22 protein-coding genes and 1 pseudogene are annotated in these 21,473 nt (G+C 47.6%); 19 read left to right on the plus strand and 4 right to left on the minus strand.

Going from position 1 to position 21,473, the window contains the following annotated elements; all coding sequences use genetic code 11:
- Positions 1 to 20: 20 nt before the first annotated feature.
- Positions 21 to 1,280 carry a nucleotidyltransferase gene (locus HW447_RS00330; RefSeq protein WP_176253338.1) on the minus strand — a complete coding sequence of 420 codons (1,260 nt, stop codon included), beginning with the start codon at positions 1,278 to 1,280 and terminating at the stop codon, positions 21 to 23.
- Between the two features lie 222 nt (positions 1,281 to 1,502).
- Between HW447_RS00330 and HW447_RS00335 the strand changes: the two genes are divergently transcribed.
- From HW447_RS00335 to HW447_RS00365, 7 genes are all read left to right on the plus strand, one after another.
- Positions 1,503 to 3,041: a S1C family serine protease gene (locus HW447_RS00335; protein WP_176253339.1), complete on the plus strand. Its 1,539-nt coding sequence runs from the start codon at positions 1,503 to 1,505 to the stop codon at positions 3,039 to 3,041.
- A 76-nt stretch (positions 3,042 to 3,117) separates the two neighbouring features.
- Positions 3,118 to 3,450 carry a cyclic-di-AMP receptor gene (locus HW447_RS00340; RefSeq protein WP_176253340.1) on the plus strand — a complete coding sequence of 111 codons (333 nt, stop codon included), beginning with the start codon at positions 3,118 to 3,120 and terminating at the stop codon, positions 3,448 to 3,450.
- Positions 3,451 to 3,642: 192 nt separating this feature from the next.
- Complete coding sequence (cooS, locus tag HW447_RS00345; RefSeq protein WP_176253341.1) at positions 3,643 to 5,520, plus strand: anaerobic carbon-monoxide dehydrogenase catalytic subunit; 1,878 nt, start codon at positions 3,643 to 3,645, stop codon at positions 5,518 to 5,520.
- The gene (locus HW447_RS00350) at positions 5,513 to 6,856 is read left to right on the plus strand and encodes a [FeFe] hydrogenase, group A (protein WP_176253342.1); all 1,344 of its coding nucleotides are present in this window, start codon (positions 5,513 to 5,515) and stop codon (positions 6,854 to 6,856) included. The genes cooS and HW447_RS00350 overlap by 8 nt, the downstream gene beginning before the upstream one ends.
- A gap of 131 nt (positions 6,857 to 6,987) precedes the next feature.
- Positions 6,988 to 7,980: a phosphate acetyltransferase gene (pta, locus tag HW447_RS00355; RefSeq protein ID WP_176253343.1), complete on the plus strand. Its 993-nt coding sequence runs from the start codon at positions 6,988 to 6,990 to the stop codon at positions 7,978 to 7,980.
- A 25-nt stretch (positions 7,981 to 8,005) separates the two neighbouring features.
- Positions 8,006 to 9,196: an acetate/propionate family kinase gene (locus HW447_RS00360; RefSeq protein WP_176253344.1), complete on the plus strand. Its 1,191-nt coding sequence runs from the start codon at positions 8,006 to 8,008 to the stop codon at positions 9,194 to 9,196.
- A 229-nt stretch (positions 9,197 to 9,425) separates the two neighbouring features.
- Positions 9,426 to 10,310, plus strand: a complete 885-nt coding sequence (locus HW447_RS00365; RefSeq protein ID WP_243176163.1) for a hypothetical protein — start codon at positions 9,426 to 9,428, stop codon at positions 10,308 to 10,310.
- Here the strand turns inward: HW447_RS00365 and HW447_RS18475 are convergent.
- Together HW447_RS18475 and HW447_RS18480 are read right to left on the minus strand one after the other, a co-directional pair.
- Positions 10,307 to 10,594: a glutaredoxin family protein gene (locus HW447_RS18475; RefSeq protein ID WP_408609670.1), complete on the minus strand. Its 288-nt coding sequence runs from the start codon at positions 10,592 to 10,594 to the stop codon at positions 10,307 to 10,309. The two genes, HW447_RS00365 and HW447_RS18475, sit on opposite strands and share 4 nt — an antisense overlap.
- Positions 10,589 to 11,110, minus strand: a pseudogene (locus HW447_RS18480) (peroxiredoxin); the annotation flags it as partial. The pseudogene HW447_RS18480 and the gene HW447_RS18475, both read right to left, overlap by 6 nt.
- 89 nt (positions 11,111 to 11,199) lie before the next feature.
- Between HW447_RS18480 and HW447_RS00375 the strand changes: the two are divergent.
- Positions 11,200 to 11,358 (plus strand): hypothetical protein, encoded by a 159-nt coding sequence (locus HW447_RS00375; RefSeq protein WP_176253346.1) that lies wholly within the window; start codon positions 11,200 to 11,202, stop codon positions 11,356 to 11,358.
- A gap of 49 nt (positions 11,359 to 11,407) precedes the next feature.
- On the opposite strand, the gene HW447_RS00380 is transcribed toward HW447_RS00375, so the two are convergent.
- On the minus strand, positions 11,408 to 11,869 hold the full coding sequence (locus HW447_RS00380; RefSeq protein ID WP_176253347.1) for a GlcG/HbpS family heme-binding protein: 462 nt from the start codon (positions 11,867 to 11,869) through the stop codon (positions 11,408 to 11,410).
- A 278-nt stretch (positions 11,870 to 12,147) separates the two neighbouring features.
- Here HW447_RS00380 and HW447_RS00385 point away from each other — a divergent pair, with 278 nt between their 5' ends.
- The 11 genes from HW447_RS00385 to HW447_RS00435 all read left to right on the plus strand — a co-directional run bounded on the left by HW447_RS00385 (position 12,148) and on the right by HW447_RS00435 (position 21,454).
- The gene (locus HW447_RS00385; protein WP_176253348.1) at positions 12,148 to 12,528 is read left to right on the plus strand and encodes a BMC domain-containing protein; all 381 of its coding nucleotides are present in this window, start codon (positions 12,148 to 12,150) and stop codon (positions 12,526 to 12,528) included.
- Between the two features lie 21 nt (positions 12,529 to 12,549).
- Positions 12,550 to 13,020 carry a EutP/PduV family microcompartment system protein gene (locus tag HW447_RS00390; protein WP_176253349.1) on the plus strand — a complete coding sequence of 157 codons (471 nt, stop codon included), beginning with the start codon at positions 12,550 to 12,552 and terminating at the stop codon, positions 13,018 to 13,020.
- Positions 13,017 to 13,589 (plus strand): DJ-1/PfpI family protein, encoded by a 573-nt coding sequence (locus HW447_RS00395; protein WP_176253350.1) that lies wholly within the window; start codon positions 13,017 to 13,019, stop codon positions 13,587 to 13,589. Before HW447_RS00390 ends, HW447_RS00395 begins: the two co-directional genes overlap by 4 nt.
- Positions 13,590 to 13,746: 157 nt before the next feature.
- Positions 13,747 to 16,284: a glycyl radical protein gene (locus HW447_RS00400; RefSeq protein WP_176253351.1), complete on the plus strand. Its 2,538-nt coding sequence runs from the start codon at positions 13,747 to 13,749 to the stop codon at positions 16,282 to 16,284.
- Between the two features lie 36 nt (positions 16,285 to 16,320).
- On the plus strand, positions 16,321 to 17,238 hold the full coding sequence (locus tag HW447_RS00405) for a glycyl-radical enzyme activating protein (RefSeq protein ID WP_176253352.1): 918 nt from the start codon (positions 16,321 to 16,323) through the stop codon (positions 17,236 to 17,238).
- Between the two features lie 28 nt (positions 17,239 to 17,266).
- Positions 17,267 to 18,061: a propanediol utilization microcompartment protein PduB gene (gene pduB / locus HW447_RS00410; protein WP_176253353.1), complete on the plus strand. Its 795-nt coding sequence runs from the start codon at positions 17,267 to 17,269 to the stop codon at positions 18,059 to 18,061.
- Positions 18,062 to 18,104: 43 nt separating this feature from the next.
- Entirely contained in the window at positions 18,105 to 18,383 is a 279-nt protein-coding gene (gene pduA / locus HW447_RS00415; RefSeq protein ID WP_002568824.1) for a propanediol utilization microcompartment protein PduA, read from the plus strand.
- A gap of 93 nt (positions 18,384 to 18,476) precedes the next feature.
- On the plus strand, positions 18,477 to 19,199 hold the full coding sequence (locus HW447_RS00420; RefSeq protein WP_176253354.1) for a hypothetical protein: 723 nt from the start codon (positions 18,477 to 18,479) through the stop codon (positions 19,197 to 19,199).
- Between the two features lie 19 nt (positions 19,200 to 19,218).
- Positions 19,219 to 19,788, plus strand: a complete 570-nt coding sequence (locus HW447_RS00425) for a BMC domain-containing protein (protein WP_176253355.1) — start codon at positions 19,219 to 19,221, stop codon at positions 19,786 to 19,788.
- Between the two features lie 43 nt (positions 19,789 to 19,831).
- On the plus strand, positions 19,832 to 20,095 hold the full coding sequence (locus tag HW447_RS00430) for a EutN/CcmL family microcompartment protein (RefSeq protein WP_176253356.1): 264 nt from the start codon (positions 19,832 to 19,834) through the stop codon (positions 20,093 to 20,095).
- Between the two features lie 45 nt (positions 20,096 to 20,140).
- The gene (locus tag HW447_RS00435; RefSeq protein WP_176253357.1) at positions 20,141 to 21,454 is read left to right on the plus strand and encodes an aldehyde dehydrogenase family protein; all 1,314 of its coding nucleotides are present in this window, start codon (positions 20,141 to 20,143) and stop codon (positions 21,452 to 21,454) included.
- Positions 21,455 to 21,473 lie beyond the last annotated feature (19 nt).

The raw sequence follows: 21,473 nt of genomic DNA on the forward strand, positions 1-21,473 counted from the left end.
CTGTTTCGGTTTTCATTTTGTCAGATAATGCAGATGGGCTGATTATACTCATTTTGTACCGGGCCGCCGTATTTTGCCGTTTCCATACTTTGGCGGATATGGGAAGCATAGATATCCTGATAAAAAAGCTCCAGGGCAGCACCGGTAAGGAGCCTGGATACATCCGCTGTTTTTGTGATAAGGGGAATCTGTGAATGCGCCTTCAGTGCCGAGAGCAGCGGCCCCGCCTCCCGGCGAAACCCCAGGATCCTTGCATAAGGGGCGTATCCCGCTTCTTTGGCCTGAGAGATCTGGGCATCTGTGATTCCAAGTAAAATATGGGTCAGCGCACGGCTGATGCGGGTATAGGTATACTGTCTTGTCTTAAGCTGCCGGATGCGTCCCTCCCATCCGTCGTATTCCAGCAGCCGCTTTTTTAAACGGTCTGCCAGCTCTTTTGATACGTCCCAGTATGCGGTCAGATCTGCACCTTCATGTAAAAGTGTAAGGAGGCGGTAGTTCAAAAGCGCCGCGCCGTCCTCCGGCCCCAGGATCCGGCCCTGATGATACAGAGTAAGCACTTCTTCCGGGACATGGGCTTTAAAAGAGAGCGTGGATGCTTTACCACAGTCCCCTTTCTCTGTAAGGCTTCTGCGGATAGCAGAGGCAGAGGCCTGTCCGCCTTCTATGGCGCTGTCGTGATATCCATTTCCTTTTCTTTGGATCGTTACAGGACGGAGCGAACTGCCAAAACGTAAAATAGCCTTGCAGTATTCGATTCCCAGCAGATTGTTGGGCGAGAGAAGCAGGCGGTTAATACGTTGTGCTCCGACAGAATCCTGATCCGCTGTCAGCGCGCCCAGGGCCTGGCTCCTGGCCTGGGGCCAGCTCAGGCCCTTTTTTAGACCTTCCTGCAGACGCGCTGAAAATGCGGGTGTTTCTTTGGAAAAAATCCCAGCCGCCATCTGTATCCCGGCGATATCTCCCTCTTCACTCCCAAAACAGAGATGGGTCACTGCACCCAGCCGCTCCAGCAGCATGACTCCGCAGGCCGCAAAATCCTCAGCACTGCTGACTGCGAAAACAGACGGCATTTCCACCACTAGATCTGCCCCTTTGGCAAGCGCCATTTTCGTGCGCAGATATTTGCTGAAAATGGCCGGTTCCCCCCTCTGAACGAAATCCCCGCTCATAACCACCACGCAGTAATCGGCTCCGGTCTGTTTCTTTGCCTCTTTTATGTGAAAACTGTGTCCTCCGTGAAAGGGGTTATATTCCGCAATGATTCCCGTTATATTCATAGGCTGCTCCTTTTTTCTTATTTTCCGGCATTTATGCCCATTATATAGGGAAATGGCACGGGCGTCCAGAAGCAGTTTCTAAAAGCAGTTTATACTTTTATAAGAAAGTGAACACAGAATATCCATAATTATTTCACAAATACATCAATTCTATTCCGTATATTGATACCATCAAAAGAAAATACATCCCCCAAAGGGAAGCAGACGAAAGGAGCGTTCGTTATGTACGAAGATAAAGATAGAGAGAACATGGAGCAGAATCAGAGAGAGGGGCAGAACGTAAACTGGACCACACCAGATAAGCTTGAGCAGGGAACACAGGCTGAAAGAAGTCCGGAGCCCAAAACAAACACAGAAAGCGTCAGCAGACCTTCCCATACTCAGGAACGTCAGCAGACCTGGAGCCAGCCCCGCACGGACAATGCAGCCTGGAGAGAAAACAACGCATACGGTGGCGGTTCCCAGAATCATTTTACGCAGGAGCCTCGCAGAAACGATCCCGATCATGAAAACCGCAAAACCCGCAGAGCCAAGGGACGCTTTATGAAAAAGGCTGCCGGCATTACCGCTGCTGCCCTGTTGTTTGGTGTTATATCCGGAGGAACGATGGTTGGAGTCAATTATGCAGGTTCCCGGCTGATGAGCCTTTCCGGCATCAGTTCCCAGACGGATACACAGACACAGTCCGGTAGCCTTCAGACCTCACCGGCTGTAGCTAATTCTGCAAACAGCAGCCAGAACACTACCACGGTTTCAACCGTTTCTGATGTGTCTGCTATTGTGGAAAAGGCGATGCCTTCCATTGTTGCCATCAATGATACCATGACTGTGGAGCAGCAGGATTTCTTTGGAAGGACTCAGGCTTTTCAGGCCCAGAGCAGCGGCTCCGGCATCATTGTAGGCAAGAATGACACAGAGCTTTTAATCGCCACCAATAACCATGTGGTATCCGGAGCAACCGATCTGACAGTTACATTTTCTGACAATAAGGACGCGGCTGCAGCTGTAAAGGGCACGGATTCCGCTACCGATCTGGCCATTATCGCCGTAAAACTTTCTGACATTCCAGACGATACCATGAGCAAGATTCAGATTGCCAGCCTTGGAAATTCAGATGATGTAAAAGTTGGCCAGCAGGTGATTGCCATTGGAAATGCCCTTGGTTACGGCCAGTCCGTCACGGTAGGCTATATCAGCGCCTTAAACCGTGATATCACCGACGAGAACGGTATTTCCCATACCTATATCCAGACTGACGCAGCCATCAACCCCGGAAACAGCGGCGGTGCTCTTATCGATCTTGCCGGAAATGTGATCGGTATCAACGCAGCAAAAACCGCCTCTACGGAGGTAGAGGGCATGGGCTTTGCCATCCCCATCTCAAAGGCACAGGAGATCTTAAACAACCTGATGACAAAGAAAACCAGAGAGACGGTAGATGAAGCCTCCCAGGGCTATCTGGGCATCCAGGGCACCAATATTGACGCAAACACCTCAAAGGCTTACGGTATGCCTGTCGGTATCTATATCTATAAGATCGTACCAGGCGGAGCAGCGGCTTCCTCCGACTTAAAGGAAAAGGACATTATTACAAAATTTGACGGTCAGTCCGTTACCACGATGGAAGAACTGAAAAATATGCTGACTTATTACGAGGGCGGTTCTACTGTTACCATGACCGTACAGTCCCTGGTAAACGGCGCTTATGTAGAGCATGATGTAACAGTCACCCTTGGCACAAAACCTGCTTCTAATTCATAAATACGCAAAATTTTACACCATTTTCCCCTGGGATATGGTATAATAAGCCTAAACTGAAAAAGGAGGTTTTGGCTATATGAAGTTAATATACGCAATCGTGCGCAATGACAATGAGGATGATGTAGTGAGCCAGCTGACAAAACACCGCTACAGTGTAACCCGTCTCTCCACCACCGGAGGATTCCTGAAAAAAGGGAATACGACTCTGATGATCGGCGCGGAAGATGATAAGGTAGACGAGGTGATCTCTATCATCAAGCAGGAGTGCGGACAGCACCAGAAGCTGACGGTCAATATGCCCTACATCTCCGGTACTACCATGGTAAACTACGCCACTATGCCTATGACCGTTGAGGTAGGCGGAGCTACCATCTTTGTGATCAATGTGGATCATTACGAGAAAATCTGAGTTTCAGCTTTTATGGCGGATATCTGTTTTAGGTATCCGCCGTTTATTTTGCCTGCGCATATTGTCAGAACCCTGTGAAAAGAGTGGATTTTACCCCTTTTACGTTTTGATAATACATCTGGATCTGTTCCAAACAATGGTACAATAAATTACAACATCAACAGATAAACCATATGACAAAGGAGATGCTGTATGAAGAATATTTTGTGTGGCAGCGCGGATCAGACATTACAGACTTTTTTGGAGTCTGTGCCCTGTGACCATTCCCACCGCAGAATGGTGCAGCAGGAGATTAAGTGCGGGTTCGGCCTGGATGGAGTCTGCTGCAGGCTCTGTTCCAATGGTCCTTGCCGTATATCAAAGAGCCGCCCCAAAGGGGTATGCGGCGCAGACGCAGATACAATTGCCGCAAGAAATCTATTGCGTTCTGTAGCGGCAGGTTCCGGCTGCTATATCCATGTTCTGGAAAATGCAGTAAAGGAGCTTAGGCAGGCTGCGATTTCAGGGCGCCCGTTTAAAGGCCGCGATACCCTTTTACGGTTATGCAGTATGACGGAAATTTCAGGAGACAGCGACAAAGAAAAAGCGCTGCACCTGGCAAATCTCCTGTTGGAAGATATCAGAAGGCCGGCCGAGGAAAAAATGGTTCTGACAGAAAAACTGGCATATGGAATGAGAGTTCAGGCCTGGCTCAATGCAGATCTTCTTCCCGGCGGAGCTAAAGATGAGATTTTTAATGCTGTCATCAAAACGTCAACCAATCTTAACTCCGATCCCGAAGATATGCTGCGGCAGTGTTTAAGGCTGGGGATTTCTACCGGTATTTACGGACTGGTTCTGGTCAATATGATAAATGATATCCTCATGGGAGAGCCTCAGATCAGCTTTGATCCTGTGGGAATGCAGGTAATTGATCCTGAATATGTCAATGTTATGATAACCGGGCATCAGCATTCCATGTTTGGATATCTGACGGAGCTTTTAGAGAATCCGGCCATACAGAAAATGGCAGAACAGGTGGGCGCAAAGGGGATCCGCCTGGTTGGCTGTACCTGCGTGGGACAGGATTTTCAGGCACGAAGCGGTCTCTTTCAGGATACGTTCTGCGGTCATGCCGGCAATAACTATACCAGCGAGGCTGTCCTGCTTACCGGGTGTATTGATCTGGTTGTATCTGAATTTAACTGTTCTCTTCCGGGAATCGAACCCATCTGCAAAGATTTGGGAATTTCCATGATCTGTCTGGATGACGCGGCAAAGAAAAAGGGGGCAGATCTGATTTCCTATGCCCGGACAGGGAGAGAAGATTCAAATATCGCAGTCCTTGTTTCTGCCATTGCTTCTTATAACCGGAGAAAAAAAGCGGACAGGCACAACCCCATGAAGCACCACGGCTGCCATGAGGCGATGACTGGCTTAACGGATATTACCTTAAAACAGGCATTAGGAGGAACCTTTAAGCCTCTTTTGGAACAGATCAGAAAGGGAACCATCAAAGGCGTAGCCGCAGTCGTTGGCTGCTCGAATCTTCGGGCCAAGGGGCATGATGTTTTTACGGTTGAACTGGTCAAAAAGCTGATAGCTGCCGATATCCTTGTAATATCCGCCGGATGTACCTGCGGAAGCCTTGGAAACTGTGGCCTGATGTCCAGAGAAGCGGTCTCCAAGGCAGGGCCGGGCCTTTCTGGCGTATGCCGCAGTCTTGGCATCCCTCCGGTTCTCAATTTTGGCCCATGTCTGGCAATTGGACGGATTGAATGTGCTGCGGCAGAACTGGCAGCAGAACTGGGGGTGGATATCCCGCAGCTGCCTGTTGTTGTGTCAGCGCCTCAGTGGCTAGAGGAACAGGCGCTTGCAGACGGTGTTTTTGCACTTGCCATGGGATTTAACGTTCATTTGGGCCTTCCCCCGTTTGTTACAGGCAGTCCCTTCATCATGGAAACTCTTGGAGAGGGGATAGAGCAGATTACGGGAGGAAAACTTATAATTGAAACGGAGATCGATGCAGCAGCTGATAAAATCTTTGAAGTAATTGCAGAAAAAAGAAGGGGGCTGAAGCTGAATGGATGATAAAAATCTGAACTGTGTTTTTATTGCTGCTAATCATCCCTCTGTTCAGAAAGATCCCTCTTTGTGCGCAAACTGCGGTCACTGCCTTTCTGTCTGTACAGAGCAGATCGGACTTATGCACATGGCCGCCGGGAACGAGGATCGGTCATTCTGTATTAACTGCGGCCAATGCACAGCCGTTTGTCCTGAAAAGGCGCTGTATGTAAGGAGGCACTGGGAGCTTGTAAAAGAAGCGGTGAAGGATCCTGATAAGGTTGTAATCATATCTGCCGCCCCTTCCGTCAGAGTCGGACTTGGAGAGTGTTTTGGCGGAGAAAAAGGCCGATTTGTGGAGGGGAAAATGGTTTCAGCGCTGCGGGCGCTGGGGGCGGATTATGTGCTTGATGCTGCATTTGCCGCGGATCTTACGATTATGGAAGAGGGAACTGAATTTTTGAAACGTTTTCTCACAGGAAAAGGGCCTCTTCCTCAGTTTACAAGCTGCTGTCCCTCCTGGGTAAAATACGCAGAAACATTTCATCCTGAATATGTAAACCATCTTTCAAGCGCAAAAAGCCCCATCAGTATGCAGGGAGCCTTAATTAAAACCTATTTTGCAAAAGAAAAGGGCATAGATCCTCAGACAATCGTCAGCGTGGCTATCGCTCCCTGCGCTGCAAAAAAGGCAGAAATTGCCAGAGAGGAGATGTGTTCCTCCTCAATGTACTGGAAGATCCCCGGACTGCGGGACAACGATTACGTCCTTACGACCGCTGAATTGGCAGAATGGATGGATCAGCAAGGTCTGGATCTGGATTCTCTTGAACCCTCTGAATTTGACGGGCTGATGGGGCAGAGCAGCGGGGCTGGTCTTATTTTCGGCAATACCGGCGGTGTGATGGAGGCAGCTGTAAGAATGGCATATTCCGCAGTAAACCGTCAGGATCCGCCTCCGTTTATACGGGAATATGAATCTGTGCGGGGGATGGAGCAGGTCAAGTGCGCCTCTCTTTTGCTGGGAGGAAAAAAACTGAATCTCGCTGTCATTTATGGAACAAAAGCGGCCCATGAGATGCTTGAAAGCGGTGAGATTAAAAAGTTTGATTTTGTGGAGGTTATGACCTGTCCCGGCGGCTGTATCAGCGGGGCAGGGCAGCCGGGCTGCAAAGTGGTTCCAGTGCCGGATAGTGTTCGGAATGCAAGGATCCGTTCTTTATATGGGGCAGATCAGATGCGTAAAATCCGAAATGCGCTGGATAACGGCGAAGTTAAAACGCTCTATGATACATTTTTGGGAAACCCCATGAGTCCGCTCAGCGAACAGCTGCTGCACACGCATTATTACAGCCGGGCATAAAAAAAGATATAGATTCATAAAAGGTATTCAAAAAAGTGCAATATTTACGCAAAATCGGCTTGTATCCTTTTTTCCATCAGTATATAATAATGATGTATTTTTAAAACATAAAGGAAAGGGGCATTATTTACATGGGATTTATTGATACAATTAAAGCACGTGCAAAAGCCGACAAAAAAACAATTGTGCTCCCGGAGTCAATGGACAGAAGAACCTGGGAAGCTGCAGAGAAAATCTTAAAAGAGGATATTGCAGATCTGGTGATCATCGGAACACCGGAAGATATTGCGGATAAGGCAGACGGCCTGGATGTATCAGGCGCCACTGTCATCAATCCTCAGACATACGAAAAGACTCAGGAATATATAGATCTGTTTGTTGAACTCAGAAAAGCAAAAGGCATGACGCCGGAAAAGGCAAAAGAGATTATCTTATCCGACTATGCCTACTACGGCTGCCTTATGATCAAAAACGGAGATGCAGACGGAATGGTTTCCGGTGCCTGCCACTCTACTGCTGATACATTAAGACCATGTCTGCAGATTGTCAAGACAAAACCCGGCACAAAGTTAGTATCTGCATTTTTCCTGATGGTTGTGCCTGACTGTGAATACGGCGCTGACGGAACCTTTATTTTTGCAGATTCCGGTCTGAACCAGAACCCGACTTCCGAAGAATTAGCGGCAATTGCAAAGTCTTCCGCAGAGTCCTTTGAGCTGCTTGTTCAGAAAGAGCCGGTTGTTGCCATGCTTTCCCATTCTACCAAGGGTTCTGCAAAGCACGCAGATGTAGATAAGGTAGTAGAGGCAACCAGAATCGCAAAAGAATCCTATCCTGAGCTTAAGGTAGACGGAGAGCTTCAGCTGGATGCGGCTATTGTCCCCAGCGTAGGTTCTTCAAAGGCTCCAGGCAGCGAGGTTGCAGGCAAGGCCAATGTGCTTATGTTCCCTGATCTGGATGCCGGAAATATCGGCTACAAGCTTGTACAGAGACTGGCTAAGGCAGAGGCCTATGGCCCGGTTACCCAGGGTATTGCAAAACCGGTCAACGATCTGTCCAGAGGCTGCTGTGCTGATGATATCGTGGGAGTAGTAGCGATCACCGCTGTACAGGCTCAGGCATAATGAGGATTTTTGGAGGATGTATTAAATGAACATATTAGTAATTAACTGTGGAAGTTCTTCTTTAAAATACCAGCTGATCAACTCGGACTCCGAGGCAGTGCTGGCAAAGGGCCTTTGTGAGAGAATCGGCATTGACGGAAGCCGCATTACTTATCAGCCTGAGGGCGGAGAAAAGATCGTAAAGGAGTCTCCGATGCCAACCCACACACAGGCGATTCAGCTTGTATTGGAGGCATTGACTGACAGCACAACAGGCGTGATCAAGAGTCTGGATGAGGTTGGGGCAGTAGGACACAGAGTCGTTCATGGAGGAGAGGCATTTACCTCATCCACACGGATCACAGAAGAAACGATTGCTGCAATTGAAGCCTGCAACGATCTGGCTCCTCTTCACAATCCGGCCAACCTGATCGGTATTCGTGCGTGTCAGGAGCTGATGCCAAACACGCCAATGGTTGCTGTATTTGACACAGCTTTCCATCAGACAATGCCGGAGAAGGCATATCTGTATGGACTTCCCTATGAATACTATGAGAAGTATAAGGTCAGAAGATACGGTTTTCATGGTACAAGCCACAGCTATGTATCTAAGAGAGCCGCAGAGTTCCTTGGGAAACCATACGATAATTTAAAGACAATTGTATGCCACCTGGGAAATGGTTCCAGTATTTCTGCAGTGAAAAATGGCGAATCTGTTGATACAAGCATGGGCTTAACACCGCTGGAAGGTCTTGTGATGGGAACCAGAAGCGGTGACATCGATCCGGGCGTGATGCAGTTTTTGATGCATAAGGAAAACATGGATATTAATGAAATGTTAAATGTTCTCAATAAGAAGTCCGGTGTATACGGTATGTCCGGCGTATCCAGCGATTTCCGTGATATTGAAAACGCTGCAAATGAAGGCAATAAGAGAGCAGAGACAGCTCTGGAGTCATTCGTGTACAGAGTTGCCAAGTATGTAGGCGCTTATGCCGCAGCCATGGGCGGTGTAGATGCAATCGCCTTTACGGCAGGCGTAGGTGAGAATGATAAGATCACCCGCAAGAAAGTATGTGACTATCTTGGTTTCCTTGGGATTACCATTGATGACGAGGCAAATGCAAAGCGCGGAGAAGAGATCGTGATTTCTACTCCTGATTCCAAGGTATCCGTTCTGGTAATACCGACAAATGAAGAACTTGCTATCGCAAGAGAAACTCTTGCATTAGTATAAGCTGATAGAAAGAAAGCCGGCGTTTTAAGACGCTGGCTTTTTTTGATTATTTGCACGTCTGTGCAAATGGTTTTGAAATTACCCTTTTTTCGTACAGATAGAATAATAGTAAAAATCGATATAAATGGTAAAATTAAGTTGACTTAATTCACATTGGAAAGGGGGATCGTCAAGGGATTGTGCAGCCTGCTCACAGGCAAGATAAAAGAGAAGGGAGAATCGTTGCTTTATGAATATGTTTGCATTAATCGCATCATTTGGAGGAGGTATCATAGGAGCGTATATGGGGGCGCTTCCTGCGTTTATCCTGACAGGTGTAGTAGCTATTGCGGGAGCCGCTGTCTCAATGGCAGGCGGAGCGGATCTGACGGTTGGTTTTGTCGCCTTTGGGTCATACCTTGGACCGCATATCGCCTTTGCAGGCGGTGTAGCAGCGGCAGCCTATGCGGCCAGAAACAAAAAGCTGGGGGACGGAACCGATATCCTGTCCTGTCTGAATGGGCTTTCTGATCCGGCCACATTGGTGGTTGGAGGTATTTTTGGCGTATTGGGTTTTCTGATTCATTACGTGTTGGGAAGCGTACTGCATCTGAATACAGATCTTCCCGGCTGTACAGTTATCATTTCGGGAATTATCGCACGTCTTGTATTTGGAACCAGCGGGTTGCTCGGAAAAGCCCCGGCCGGACAGGTGAGAGCATATTTTACCCGCGGAAAAGGCATGGTATGTAATATTCTTTTAGGCCTTGGAATCGGCACAGCCTCCGGTTTTGTATATCAGGCGTTAGCGGATACAGGAGCATCGGCAGCGGTTCTTGGAAGCTATCCCGTGCTCTGCTTTGGCATTGCCGCTGTATCGCTTATTTTTACACAGACAGGATTTGCCATGCCCGGAACTCATCATATTGCCCTGATCTCAGCGCTTGCAGCTGTGACCTCTGCAAATCCGGTGATGGGAACGGTATTTGGTATTCTGGCGTCTTTATTCGGCGATTTTGTGGGAAAGACCTTTAACAGCCACTGTGACTCTCATATTGATCCGCCTGCATTTACAATTTTTGTTTTTACATTTATTATTAATCTGTTGTTTGGAACAGGCTTCTTCAGTGTTTAATCAATATGTAGGATTTCCTTTATCTTATCCAGACGGAAACCGGAGATTTCCTGATTCCCAATGACGGTTACAGGGAGGGCAGAATAGCCGCGCTTTTCCATAAATCGCTGCCCTTCCTGATCGCTGCTCAAATCAATCTCTTCGTACGCTAGCTGATGATCCGATAGAAACTGCTTTATTTGGCTACAGTAGGAACAGTTTGGCTGAGTGTAGATCCGTATGGTTCCATGATAAGAAGGCACAGGAGAGACTGAAATATGTTCAGACGCTGCAGACTTAAGCACAGGGGAGTTGATGGACCAGTCAGCGCCGCACAGACTTCCTGTCTGCAGTGCTTTCAAGACGCGCAGCGTTTCCTTTGTACTGCGTCCTACATTGTTATCATGGACCACACTATAACGGATCGTCTGATCCGGGTCAATGATAAACAGCCCGCGAAGAGCTATGCCTTCATCTTCTGACAGGACGCCGTAATCTGCTGCCATAGACATGGTTTTATCCGAGCCTAATGGATAGGATATTTTTCCAAGGCCATTTCTTATCCAGGCCTGATGGCAATATTCGCTGTCTGTGCTTACGGCAAGAAGATCTGCGCCTGCTTCTTTAAAACGGGCAAAATCACGGCTGAAAGAAGTGATTTCCGTAGGGCAGATAAACGTAAAATCCATGGGATAAAAAAACAGGACAAGCCAGCGTCCCTTATACGTATCAAGAGAAAGCCTGAGAAAATATTCACCGTCTCCAGATACCGCTTTGATGCAGAAATGAGGAGCCTGTTTTCCGACGATTCGATTTACCATAAGAGTCCCTCCTGTTATTAAAAAATTATATGTGCTATAATCATATCATAAATTAAAGAGTTGTAAACTGCTTGAAGGAGGAAAATGCGATGAAAGACAAAGAGTATTCCGGTAATTTCTACGAAGCAGACAAAGTGGAGGAACTGCCGGATGAGTGCCCTAACTGCCTGTATCAGAAAAAAGATATCCAAAAAGGGGTAGAGGAGTGCCCCAACTGCCATTATAAACCCACAAAAAAGAGTGATTAAACATAAGAATGCCGCCGGATCCGTCTGGCGGCATTCTTATGTTTTCCTGTCAGGTCTCCTGTTTTATTGCATACTCGGCCACGGCTGTATCCTGTTCGGCGGTCCCCCCGGATACGCCTAAACCGCCGATACACCGTCCGTTTACCATGATCGGCACACCTCCTCCGAAAAGGCAGAACCGTCCGGGATGCGTATTTTGCAGACCATAAAGTGCTTCTCCAGGAAGGATCATCTTTGCGGCATCCTTGGTTGAGCATCGCAGTGCGGCCGCAGTATATGCCTTGGATTGTGAAACCGCAATACTGGCTAAAAGCGAATCGTCCATTCGGTGAAATGCTATCAGATTTCCGCCTTCATCCACCACAGATATAGCCATTGGAACCTGTATCTCCAATGACATCTGTTCGGCGCGCCGTATCATTTCCAGTGCTTTCTGCAGTCCTAAACGCTCCTGCCTTAAAACCCCGGCAACCGCCGAGGCAATAGCGTGGATTTCATTTGAATGTTCCATCTCAAACCTCCTCACAAAACAGTATTGATTATTTTTTTACGCTGTCCTGAACCGTTATATTTTATTATAGAAGAAATCTCATGCGAATACAATGACACGAACGCCTAAAAAATTGAAGAATCCAATCCCTTTTCGCCAGGAGAGAAAATGGTTTGGATTTTACATAAAATCCGTCTGTCTATTGCTAAACCAAATCCTCGGACGAATGTTAAAATGATTGTAACTGTTCAAAACGGCGGGAAAACAGCTTTAGTTTAATATGAAAGGCGGAGCAAGGGATGGAGATAAAAAAATGGAATGGCAGTCAGGAAGATTTAATGCGGATTATCCAGGAATCCGTGCCGGGAAAACAAATTACAATGGCTCACATCATCGCCAGTCCTGACGAAATTATCTATAAAAAGCTGGGGCTGGATCCCAAAGTAGATTATCATCGCCTGGCCATCGGCGTTCTTACTTTGACCCCCAGCGAAACAGCTATCATAGCGGCGGATCTTGCAATAAAGGCTTCTGCGATTGAAATTGGTTTTATTGACCGTTTCAGCGGGACCTTAATTATTACCGGGACTATATCCGATGTAAACATTGCATTTGAACGCATCCTGGCATACGCGGCATCTGAACTGGGTTTTAATGTCTGCCGCATTACGAAAGCCTGAAAGGATCGTGATAAAGATATTATGAAGAAAATTATGCTGGTAGGACGCAGCGGAGCCGGAAAAACAACTTTGACCCAGGCGCTTAAAGGAAAAAAGATCACATATCATAAAACGCAATACATTAACCATTATGATGTAATCATTGATACGCCGGGGGAATATGCAGAAAACAAGACCCTGGCCAGGGCGCTGATCCTCTACTCCTATGAGGCGGATGTCATAGGACTCCTGATGAGTGCGGTAGAGGATTATTCACTGTATAGTCCTAATATTGTTTCCATGGCTACCAGAGAGGTCATTGGAATCGTAACGCAGATTGATAAAGCGGAAGCAAGGACGGATCTGGCCACCATGTGGTTAGAACTGTGCGGCTGCAAAAAAATTTTTTATGTGAGTTCAGTTACCGGACAGGGGGTAGGCGATATCTTGGAATATCTTCGCCAGGACGGAGATGTTCTTCCCTGGGATATAAAAAAGGAGGTACAGGAATGAAATATGTGCTTATGCTGGCAGGCGACTACACAGAAGATTATGAGGTCATGGTGCCTTTCCAGGCTCTTAAGATGGCTGGTGCAGAGGTGGATGTGGTCTGCCCCGACAAACGGAAAGGAGATACGATCAAAACAGCGATCCACGATTTTGAAGGCGATCAGACGTATTCTGAAAAGCCGGGGCATAATTTCCTGCTAAACGCATCGTTTGATTATTTAAAGCTGGACCGATATGACGGGCTGTTTCTCACCGGCGGAAGGGCGCCGGAATATTTGCGTCTGGACAGCCGGGTGATCGATCTTGTCCGTTTTTTCATGGACCTGAATAAACCGGTAGCTGCAATCTGCCATGGAGTCCAGATTCTAACGGCTGCGGATGTGCTGAAAGGGAAAACCGTAACGGCTTACCCGGCTGTTAAGCCGGAGGTTCTGGCAGCGGGCGCTGTCTTTGCAGAAAAGGAGCCCTATGAAGCCGTTGTATGCGGAAATCTTGTCACTTCTCCCGCATGGCCCGGAAACGCAGAACTGTTAAAAGGTTTCCTAAAGCTTTTAGGGATTACCTTTGCCTGAAACACAAAAAGTTTGGATTTTGCATTTTTTACGTTTTAATAATATGCCCGTTTTTAATGGTAAATATTGTATGATGAAACAGAGAGGGGTACGGGGCTGATCCTTGATCCTGGTTATTCCTTTGGATTCAGAAAACTATTTATAAAGGAGGATGTTTATGTTAGCAAAAGGGTTTACAGAGCCTACCGAGAGAGTAAAGCGACTGAAAAGAGCAATTGTGGATGCTGTTCCATATGTTGAGTCTGAAAGAGCGGTACTGGTAACAGAGTCCTACAAGGAGACAGAGGGGCTGTCTCCCATTATGAGACGCGCAAAAGCGGCTGAAAAGATTTTTAACAATCTGCCTGTCACTATCCATGATGACGAGTTAATCGTAGGTTCTATCACAAAGAATCTGCGTTCCACGGAAATATGCCCTGAGTTTTCTTATGACTGGGTTGAAAAGGAATTTGATACCATGGGCAGCAGAATGGCAGATCCCTTCCAGATTCCAAAGGAAACAGCGGATGAACTTCGCGAGGCATTTAAATATTGGGAAGGCAAGACTACAAGCGCTCTGGCCGATTCTTATATGTCAAAAGAAACAAAGGACTGCATCGCTAACGGCGTATTTACCGTAGGTAATTATTTCTACGGCGGCGTAGGCCATGTATGCGTTGATTACGGCAAGGTTCTTAATATCGGTTTTACCGGAATTATTAAACAGGTAATTGATGCCATGGAAAAACTTGACACCAGTGATCCTGAATATATCAAGAAGAAAAACTTCTATGAAGCAGTCGTTATTACATACACTGCTGCCATCAATTTTGCACACCGCTATGCTGCAAAAGCAAGAGAGTTGGCGTCTGTATGCCCGGATCCTGCAAGAAAGGCTGAACTGCTCCAGATTGCATCCAACTGCGACAGAGTTCCGGAGCGGGGAGCAACCAACTTCTACGAAGCGTGTCAGGCATTCTGGTTCGTACAGATCCTTCTGCAGATTGAAGCAAACGGCCACTCAATCTCCCCAGGCCGCTTTGATCAGTATATGTATCCGTTCCTGAAGGCAGATACTGGAATCTCCAAAGAATTTGCTCAGGAATTAGTAGACTGTATCTGGGTGAAATTAAATGATGTAAACAAAACCCGTGATGAGGTATCCGCTCAGGCGTTTGCCGGTTATGCAGTGTTCCAGAACCTGATTGTAGGCGGACAGACAGAGGACGGTCTCGATGCTACCAATGATGTTTCCTATATGTGCATGGAGGCAGTCGCCCATGTACAGCTGCCTGCACCGTCCTTCTCCATCCGTGTCCATCAGAATACGCCGGATGAATTTCTGTACAGGGCCTGTGAAGTAACCCGTTTAGGACTGGGTGTTCCCGCCATGTATAACGATGAAGTTATTATTCCCGCCCTGTGCAACCGGGGTGTGTCTCTGGCAGACGCAAGAAGCTACTGCATTATTGGCTGTGTAGAGCCTCAGTGCCCCCATAAGACAGAGGGATGGCATGACGCTGCTTTCTTCAATATCGCAAAGGTGCTTGAGATCACTCTGAACAATGGTAAGGTAGGGGACAAGCAGTTGGGGCCGGTGACAGGCGATATGACTTCCTTTACCTGTCTGGAAGATATATTTGAAGCATATAAAAAGCAGATGGAATATTTTGTATACCATCTGGCTGAGGCGGATAACTGTGTTGATTTCGCACACGCAGAACGCGCTCCGCTTCCTTTCCTCTCTGCATTAGTTGATGACTGTATCGGAAGAGGAAAGAGCGTTCAGGAGGGCGGCGCTATTTATAACTTTACCGGCCCTCAGGCGTTCGGCGTTGCAGATTCCGGCGATTCATTATGTGCGATCAAGAAGCACGTATTTGAGAGCGGAGAAGTAACCATGGCTCAGTTAAAGGAAGCGCTGGCTAATAACTTCGGCTATTCCTGCGGTACTGCTAACGCTGCCTCTGTCTCTGGCTGTACGGACGAGGAAAGAATTTACGAGGCTGTAAAGAAGATCCTCAGCAACAATGGCTCTATCAATCTGGCGGAGCTTCAGTCTCAGCTGACAGCACAGACAATCGCGCCCTCTGCGCCTTCCTGCAGTCAGTCTGATTATGCAAATATCAGGAGAATCATGGGAAACACACCATGGTACGGCAATGATATTGACGAAGTAGATATGATTGCCAGACGCTGCGGACAGATTTACTCTTATGAAGTAGAAAAGTATAAGAACCCAAGAGGCGGACAGTTCCAGGCCGGATGCTATCCTGTATCGGCCAATGTCCTCTTTGGAAAAGACGTTGCAGCGCTTCCTGACGGCAGACTTGCAAAAACACCTCTGGCAGACGGCGTATCTCCAAGGCAGGGTATGGACACTAACGGCCCCACCGCAGCTGCAATGTCCGTAGCGAAACTGGATCATGCAAATTATTCCAACGGTACTCTGTACAATCAGAAATTCCTTCCATCCGCACTGGCGGGAGATGAGGGTCTGATGAGATTTGCATCGGTTGTGCGCTCTTACTTTGACCATAAGGGAATGCACGTACAGTTTAACGTTATTGACAAGGAAACTCTGCTGGCTGCTCAGGCTCATCCGGAGCAGTATAAAGATCTGGTCGTCCGCGTAGCTGGCTACAGTGCACAGTTTACCGTACTTGCTAAGGAAGTACAGGATGATATTATCAGCCGTACCGAGCAGACGTTCTGATTTTTATCTCATGTATCAGGATGAAGGGAGTCTGGCATGGATTCAATCAATTATAATTTAACGGGAACCGTATTTGATATACAGAGATTTTCCCTGCATGACGGGCCAGGAATCCGTACCATCGTATTTTTAAAGGGCTGTCCTCTCTCATGCCAGTGGTGCAGCAATCCTGAATCACAAAGCGTAAAGCCTGTTGTTATGTATAAAAGGGATGACTGCCTCCATTGCGGCCGCTGTATAACGGCCTGCAAAAGGGGGGCAATCAGTCCCCAAAATAAAACATGGATTGACCGCGGGGGATGCAGCGGCTGCGGCGAATGTGTAAATGCGTGTCCCGGAGGAGCTCTGGTGCTTAAGGGAAGGATCATGACCGTTCAGCAGGTGATTTGTGAACTCAAAAAGGATGCTACTACATATCGCCGGTCCGGCGGAGGGATCACTTTATCCGGCGGCGAACCGTTGATGCAGTATGAATTTGCTTCTGAGCTTTTACAGGCCTGTAAAGGTCAGGGATGGAATACAGCCATTGAAACAACCGGTATCGGCAGCGCCGAGGCGGTGGAACGCGTGATACCTTATGTGGATACAGTTCTTCTGGATATTAAACATACAGACAGAGATATACACAAAATGTATACTGGCGGAACGAATGAGCTGGTTTTAAAAAATGCTCCCCGTATCAGTCAGATATCCAGCACAGTTGTCCGCGTTCCGGTCATTCCCGGTTTTAATTATTCCGTAGAAGCAATCCGCAGGATTGCAGAATATGCAAAGACACTGACAGGAGTGAGAACAATACATTTACTGCCATATCATTCGTTTGGTGAGAATAAATATGGCCTTATGGGAAAGGAATATCAGCTGACCCACATCAAACCTCTGCATCCGGAAGATCTGGAGGAATGCAAAGCTGCCGTCGAAAGCTGCGGCCTTCAATGCATCATTGGCGGCTGAAAGATAATTTAAGAATGGAGGAAGAATAATGGATCAACAGTTAATTGAGAAAGTAATGAAGCAGGTTTCTGATGAGTTAGGTCTTAAGCCCGCTGAGACAGCAGCCGATACAGCTTCAGCCGCTGCATCAAACAGCGGAATCGGACTTACAGAATTTGTAGGCACCGCAATCGGGGATACCATTGGCCTTGTGATCGCAAGCGTAGATCCCATGCTGGTTGATATTATGAAATTGGGCAAATACCGATCCATCGGTATTATCGGCGGAAGAGTTGGCGCCGGCCCCCAGATCTGGGCAGTAGACGAGGCAGTAAAAGCTACCAATACAGAGATTATTTCTGTAGAACTCCCAAGAGATACCAAGGGAGGCGCCGGACACGGCAGCTTAATCTATATCGGCGCTGACGATGTATCTGATGCAAGAAGAGCCGTTGAGATTGCCCTTCAGGTACTTCCCAAATATTTTGGAGATGTATATGGAAATGATGCTGGCCATCTTGAATTTCAGTATACGGCAAGAGCCAGCTACTGTCTTGAAAAGGCATTTGGCGCTCCTCTTGGAAGAGCGTTCGGCATGACCTGTGCGGGACCGGCGGCCATTGGCACCGTCCTTGCAGATATTGCCGTAAAGGCTGCTAACGTAGAGGTGGTTGGCTACAGCTCGCCTTCTCACGGCACCAGCTATTCAAACGAGGTGATTCTCACATTCACCGGTGATTCCGGCGCTGTAAGACAGGCTGTAAAGGCTGCAATCGAAGCTGGCAAAAAAATGTTAGGCGCATTGGGAGATGAACCTAAATCTACAACAACTCCATATATCTGAAAAAGTGCAGGTAAAGAAACAAATCCATTAAGGAGGTTCTGATATGAATGCAGATGCATTAGGCATGGTTGAGACAAAAGGGCTGGTTGGCGCGATTGAAGCGGCAGACGCCATGGTAAAAGCGGCTAATGTAACATTGGTGGGATATGAAAAAATCGGCTCCGGCCTGGTTACTGTTATGGTGAGAGGCGATGTGGGCGCTGTCAAAGCAGCTACGGATGCGGGTGCAGCTTCCGCGGCCGCAGTGGGCGAGGTAGTATCTACCCACGTTATCCCACGTCCGCATACAGATGTTGAAAAAATTCTTCCACATCTTGAATAACAGCGGCAGACAGAACGCGGGACTGTCAGCGGCAGAAACGGGGGATTCCCTTATCCGTTGGATAGGGGAATTCTTTGAAACGAGGTGAATAAAATGCATATCAGCGAGGAGTATTTAAAGGAGCTGGTACTGCGTATCCTAAAAGAGCTGGATGGAAACAACAGGCAGAAGATATATATGATATGTCTGGATTCTTGGCGCGGCGAGTATGAAGAACTGCTGAAGCAGCTAAGGGATTCTAAGGAATATTATGTATGTACCGTCATTCCCGATGACTGGAAAGGCACCGAGTATGAGCGCAGGCTCAGCGCGTTTGGCTCCTGCTGTCAGGTTATATTCCGTTCCCAGGCAAATCCCTGTGATCTGGAGCAGTCAATCAGCTTTTTCCCCATTATTTCCAAAGACATTCTTTCAAAGACAGCGCTCTGTATCAGTGATACCTATGAAACCTCATGGATCGCCGACTGCATGGAAGCAGGAGGAAGGATCATCTTTCTCCGTTCCGGGATTCCAAGATTTTCCGGCAGAGAAAAGCCGGCCTATGTAAATCGGATTATGAGTTATTACAGGCAGGTACTGGAATATGGAATTGAGATCTGCAGTCATGAGGAATTAAAAAGCGGCCGGATGTTCCAAAATGAGCCCGTTTGCTCTACGCCCTCCCCACAGGAGGCGCCAAAAAGCAGAAAACGGATCATAACGGCGTCTAATGTGGAGAGTCTGGCTTCAGACGGAATTTTATATGTACAACCGGATGATATTGTTACAGACTTGGCCAAAGACAGGGCAAAATTTTTGAACATTATATTAAAATGACAGATTGTGAGGTGACAGGATGAAACAGGCATTGGGTTTGCTTGAGGTTCAGGGGCTTTCTACTGCCGTTGTAGCAGCGGATACCATGGCAAAGGCAGCAAACGTCCGGCTTCTTGAAGTGGAAAATACAAAGGGCTCCGGATATATGACCATCAAAGTAACCGGAGATGTAGGCGCTGTAAACGCGTCTGTACAGGCAGGACGTCAGACAGCCATTGAAAACCGGAAACTGGTTTCCTGGAAAGTCATTCCGAGGCCTTCAGATTATGTTGAACATACGTTTTGCAGTCCGGCATCTCCTGTGAGTGAAAAAAGCGCAGAGGAAAAAACAGCGCTTTCTTCCCAGGAGCAGGAGGCAGAGGCCAATCCCCTTTTGACAGAAGCCGAAGCTGGCTGTGCTCAGCCGGAAGATATTTTGCCGTCAGCAGAGCCGGAAATTGTTTCAGAAGAGGGGCAGCAGGAAACTGAAAAAACAAAAAACAACACAGCGCTTAAGGCTGAAAATAAGCGTCCGACGGCCAAAGGCGGTACTGCCAGAAAAGGCCCCGGTACGAACCGTAAAAACAAAGGCGATGCAGATACAGTATAAGCATTAAAGGATCCCTGATCCCTATGAAAGGAATGGATACAGTATGAAATTGGCTAAAATAATCGGTACCGTGGTAGCCACCCGAAAGGACGAATCCCTTGTAGGCTACAAACTGATGATCATCCGAAGGATTGACGGCAAAGGGGAATTTATTGATTCAGAAGAAGTGGCCGTAGACTATGTCGGGGCCGGGATCGGTGAAATCGTACTTATAGGGCAGGGATCCGCTGTTCGTGTTGATAAAACAAAACGGGAAGCCGCCATTGATATGGCAATCATAGGAATTGTCGATACAATGGATATTTAATCCGTGATTTATCTTGATTTTAAAAGGAAGGAGGGGATAAAAGGCATGGAAAGCAGTATTTACTCAAGCGTAACCGATGCTGTTGCGGCGGCAAAAGGCGCTTACTGCAGATATATGGAACTGACATTAAATGAACGCCAGGAAATTCTGGAGCATATAAAGCAAGTTCTGCGCCCTCATATCAGCAAGCTTGCAGCAATGGCGGCAGAGGAAACCGGAATGGGAAATGTTCGGGATAAGGCAGCCAAAATAGAGCTTGCCCTGGAGAAAACCCCAGGCGTAGAGGATCTGATTACTGAGGTTAATACAGGGGATCATGGCATGACGCTGTACGAACTGTCCTCATTCGGCGTTGTGTGTGCTGTACAGCCATGTACCAATCCCTGTGCTACTTTAATCAGCAATACCATTGGAATACTGGCAGCAGGCAATTCGGTCATTCATTGCCCCCATCCAAGGGCCGTTAAGGTTTCACAGTTTCTGATCCGTCTGATCAGCGATGCCGTCCGTGATGTATGCGGCATTGATAACCTGGTAGTGACTCTGCACGAAAGCCTTATGGGCTATACTGCAGAGGTGATGAGCCATCCCGATGTGGATCTGGTGGTATGCACAGGAGGAAACAATTCCCTGCGTCAGGCGATGTCATGCGGAAAGAAAGTAATTGGAGCCGGTCCTGCCAATCCGGTTGCAATGGTAGACAGTACCGCTGATCTTGCCAAAGCTGCGCGGGATATTGTTCAGGGAGCAGCCTTTGATAATAATTTAATGTGCACCTCTGAAAAATCCATCGTAGTGGTAAACGATGTGGCAGAGCCTTTTATATATGAACTTCTGAAAAATGGCGTCTATTATGTAAAAGATGCCGCTGAAACAGAAAAGCTTATGAAAGCCGCAGTAACAGAGGACGGCCTGATCAACAAAAAGCTGGAGGGAAAGAGCGCAGATGAAATCCTTGCCTATGCCGGCATTAAGTGTTCTTCCTCTGTAAAGCTGATCGTAGCAGAGACAAAGCGGATCCATCCATTCGCTACCATGGAGCTTTTGATGCCTCTGGTCGCCTTAGTAAAGGCAGAATCCTTTGAGGAAATGCTGGAAACAGCGCTGGAATTGGAACAGGGGTACAAACATACAGCGACGATCCATTCGGAGTCCATTGAGCATCTGAACCGTGCAGCCAAGAAAATGCAGACCTCTGTATTTGTAAAAAACGGCGCATCTCTTCTGGGAATTGGTTTTGATAAAGAAGGGCACACCAGCTTTACAATAGCTACCGCTACCGGTGAGGGAACCACTTCAGCCCGACATTTTGCAAGACGACGCAGGTGTACGCTGACAAGCGGTTTTTCCATCCGTTAAGCGCCAGGGAGCAGGTGAT

This window comes from Enterocloster alcoholdehydrogenati, from assembly GCF_013282095.1.
Lineage (GTDB): Bacteria > Bacillota > Clostridia > Lachnospirales > Lachnospiraceae > Enterocloster > Enterocloster alcoholdehydrogenati.

Coding starts and splice junctions, on each gene's coding strand:
- cooS (WP_176253341.1), top strand. CDS start 3,643: ATGAAGAATATTTTGTGTGGCAGCGCGGATCAGACATTACAGACTTTT.
- pduA (WP_002568824.1), top strand. CDS start 18,105: ATGAATGCAGATGCATTAGGCATGGTTGAGACAAAAGGGCTGGTTGGC.
- HW447_RS00335 (WP_176253339.1), top strand. CDS start 1,503: ATGTACGAAGATAAAGATAGAGAGAACATGGAGCAGAATCAGAGAGAG.
- HW447_RS00395 (WP_176253350.1), top strand. CDS start 13,017: ATGAAATATGTGCTTATGCTGGCAGGCGACTACACAGAAGATTATGAG.
- pta (WP_176253343.1), top strand. CDS start 6,988: ATGGGATTTATTGATACAATTAAAGCACGTGCAAAAGCCGACAAAAAA.
- HW447_RS00360 (WP_176253344.1), top strand. CDS start 8,006: ATGAACATATTAGTAATTAACTGTGGAAGTTCTTCTTTAAAATACCAG.
- HW447_RS00330 (WP_176253338.1), bottom strand. CDS start 1,280: ATGAATATAACGGGAATCATTGCGGAATATAACCCCTTTCACGGAGGA.
- HW447_RS00425 (WP_176253355.1), top strand. CDS start 19,219: ATGAAACAGGCATTGGGTTTGCTTGAGGTTCAGGGGCTTTCTACTGCC.
- HW447_RS00435 (WP_176253357.1), top strand. CDS start 20,141: ATGGAAAGCAGTATTTACTCAAGCGTAACCGATGCTGTTGCGGCGGCA.
- HW447_RS00430 (WP_176253356.1), top strand. CDS start 19,832: ATGAAATTGGCTAAAATAATCGGTACCGTGGTAGCCACCCGAAAGGAC.
- HW447_RS00350 (WP_176253342.1), top strand. CDS start 5,513: ATGGATGATAAAAATCTGAACTGTGTTTTTATTGCTGCTAATCATCCC.
- HW447_RS00340 (WP_176253340.1), top strand. CDS start 3,118: ATGAAGTTAATATACGCAATCGTGCGCAATGACAATGAGGATGATGTA.
- HW447_RS00405 (WP_176253352.1), top strand. CDS start 16,321: ATGGATTCAATCAATTATAATTTAACGGGAACCGTATTTGATATACAG.
- HW447_RS00385 (WP_176253348.1), top strand. CDS start 12,148: ATGGAGATAAAAAAATGGAATGGCAGTCAGGAAGATTTAATGCGGATT.
- HW447_RS00380 (WP_176253347.1), bottom strand. CDS start 11,869: ATGGAACATTCAAATGAAATCCACGCTATTGCCTCGGCGGTTGCCGGG.
- pduB (WP_176253353.1), top strand. CDS start 17,267: ATGGATCAACAGTTAATTGAGAAAGTAATGAAGCAGGTTTCTGATGAG.
- HW447_RS00420 (WP_176253354.1), top strand. CDS start 18,477: ATGCATATCAGCGAGGAGTATTTAAAGGAGCTGGTACTGCGTATCCTA.
- HW447_RS00390 (WP_176253349.1), top strand. CDS start 12,550: ATGAAGAAAATTATGCTGGTAGGACGCAGCGGAGCCGGAAAAACAACT.
- HW447_RS00375 (WP_176253346.1), top strand. CDS start 11,200: ATGAAAGACAAAGAGTATTCCGGTAATTTCTACGAAGCAGACAAAGTG.
- HW447_RS00365 (WP_243176163.1), top strand. CDS start 9,426: ATGAATATGTTTGCATTAATCGCATCATTTGGAGGAGGTATCATAGGA.
- HW447_RS00400 (WP_176253351.1), top strand. CDS start 13,747: ATGTTAGCAAAAGGGTTTACAGAGCCTACCGAGAGAGTAAAGCGACTG.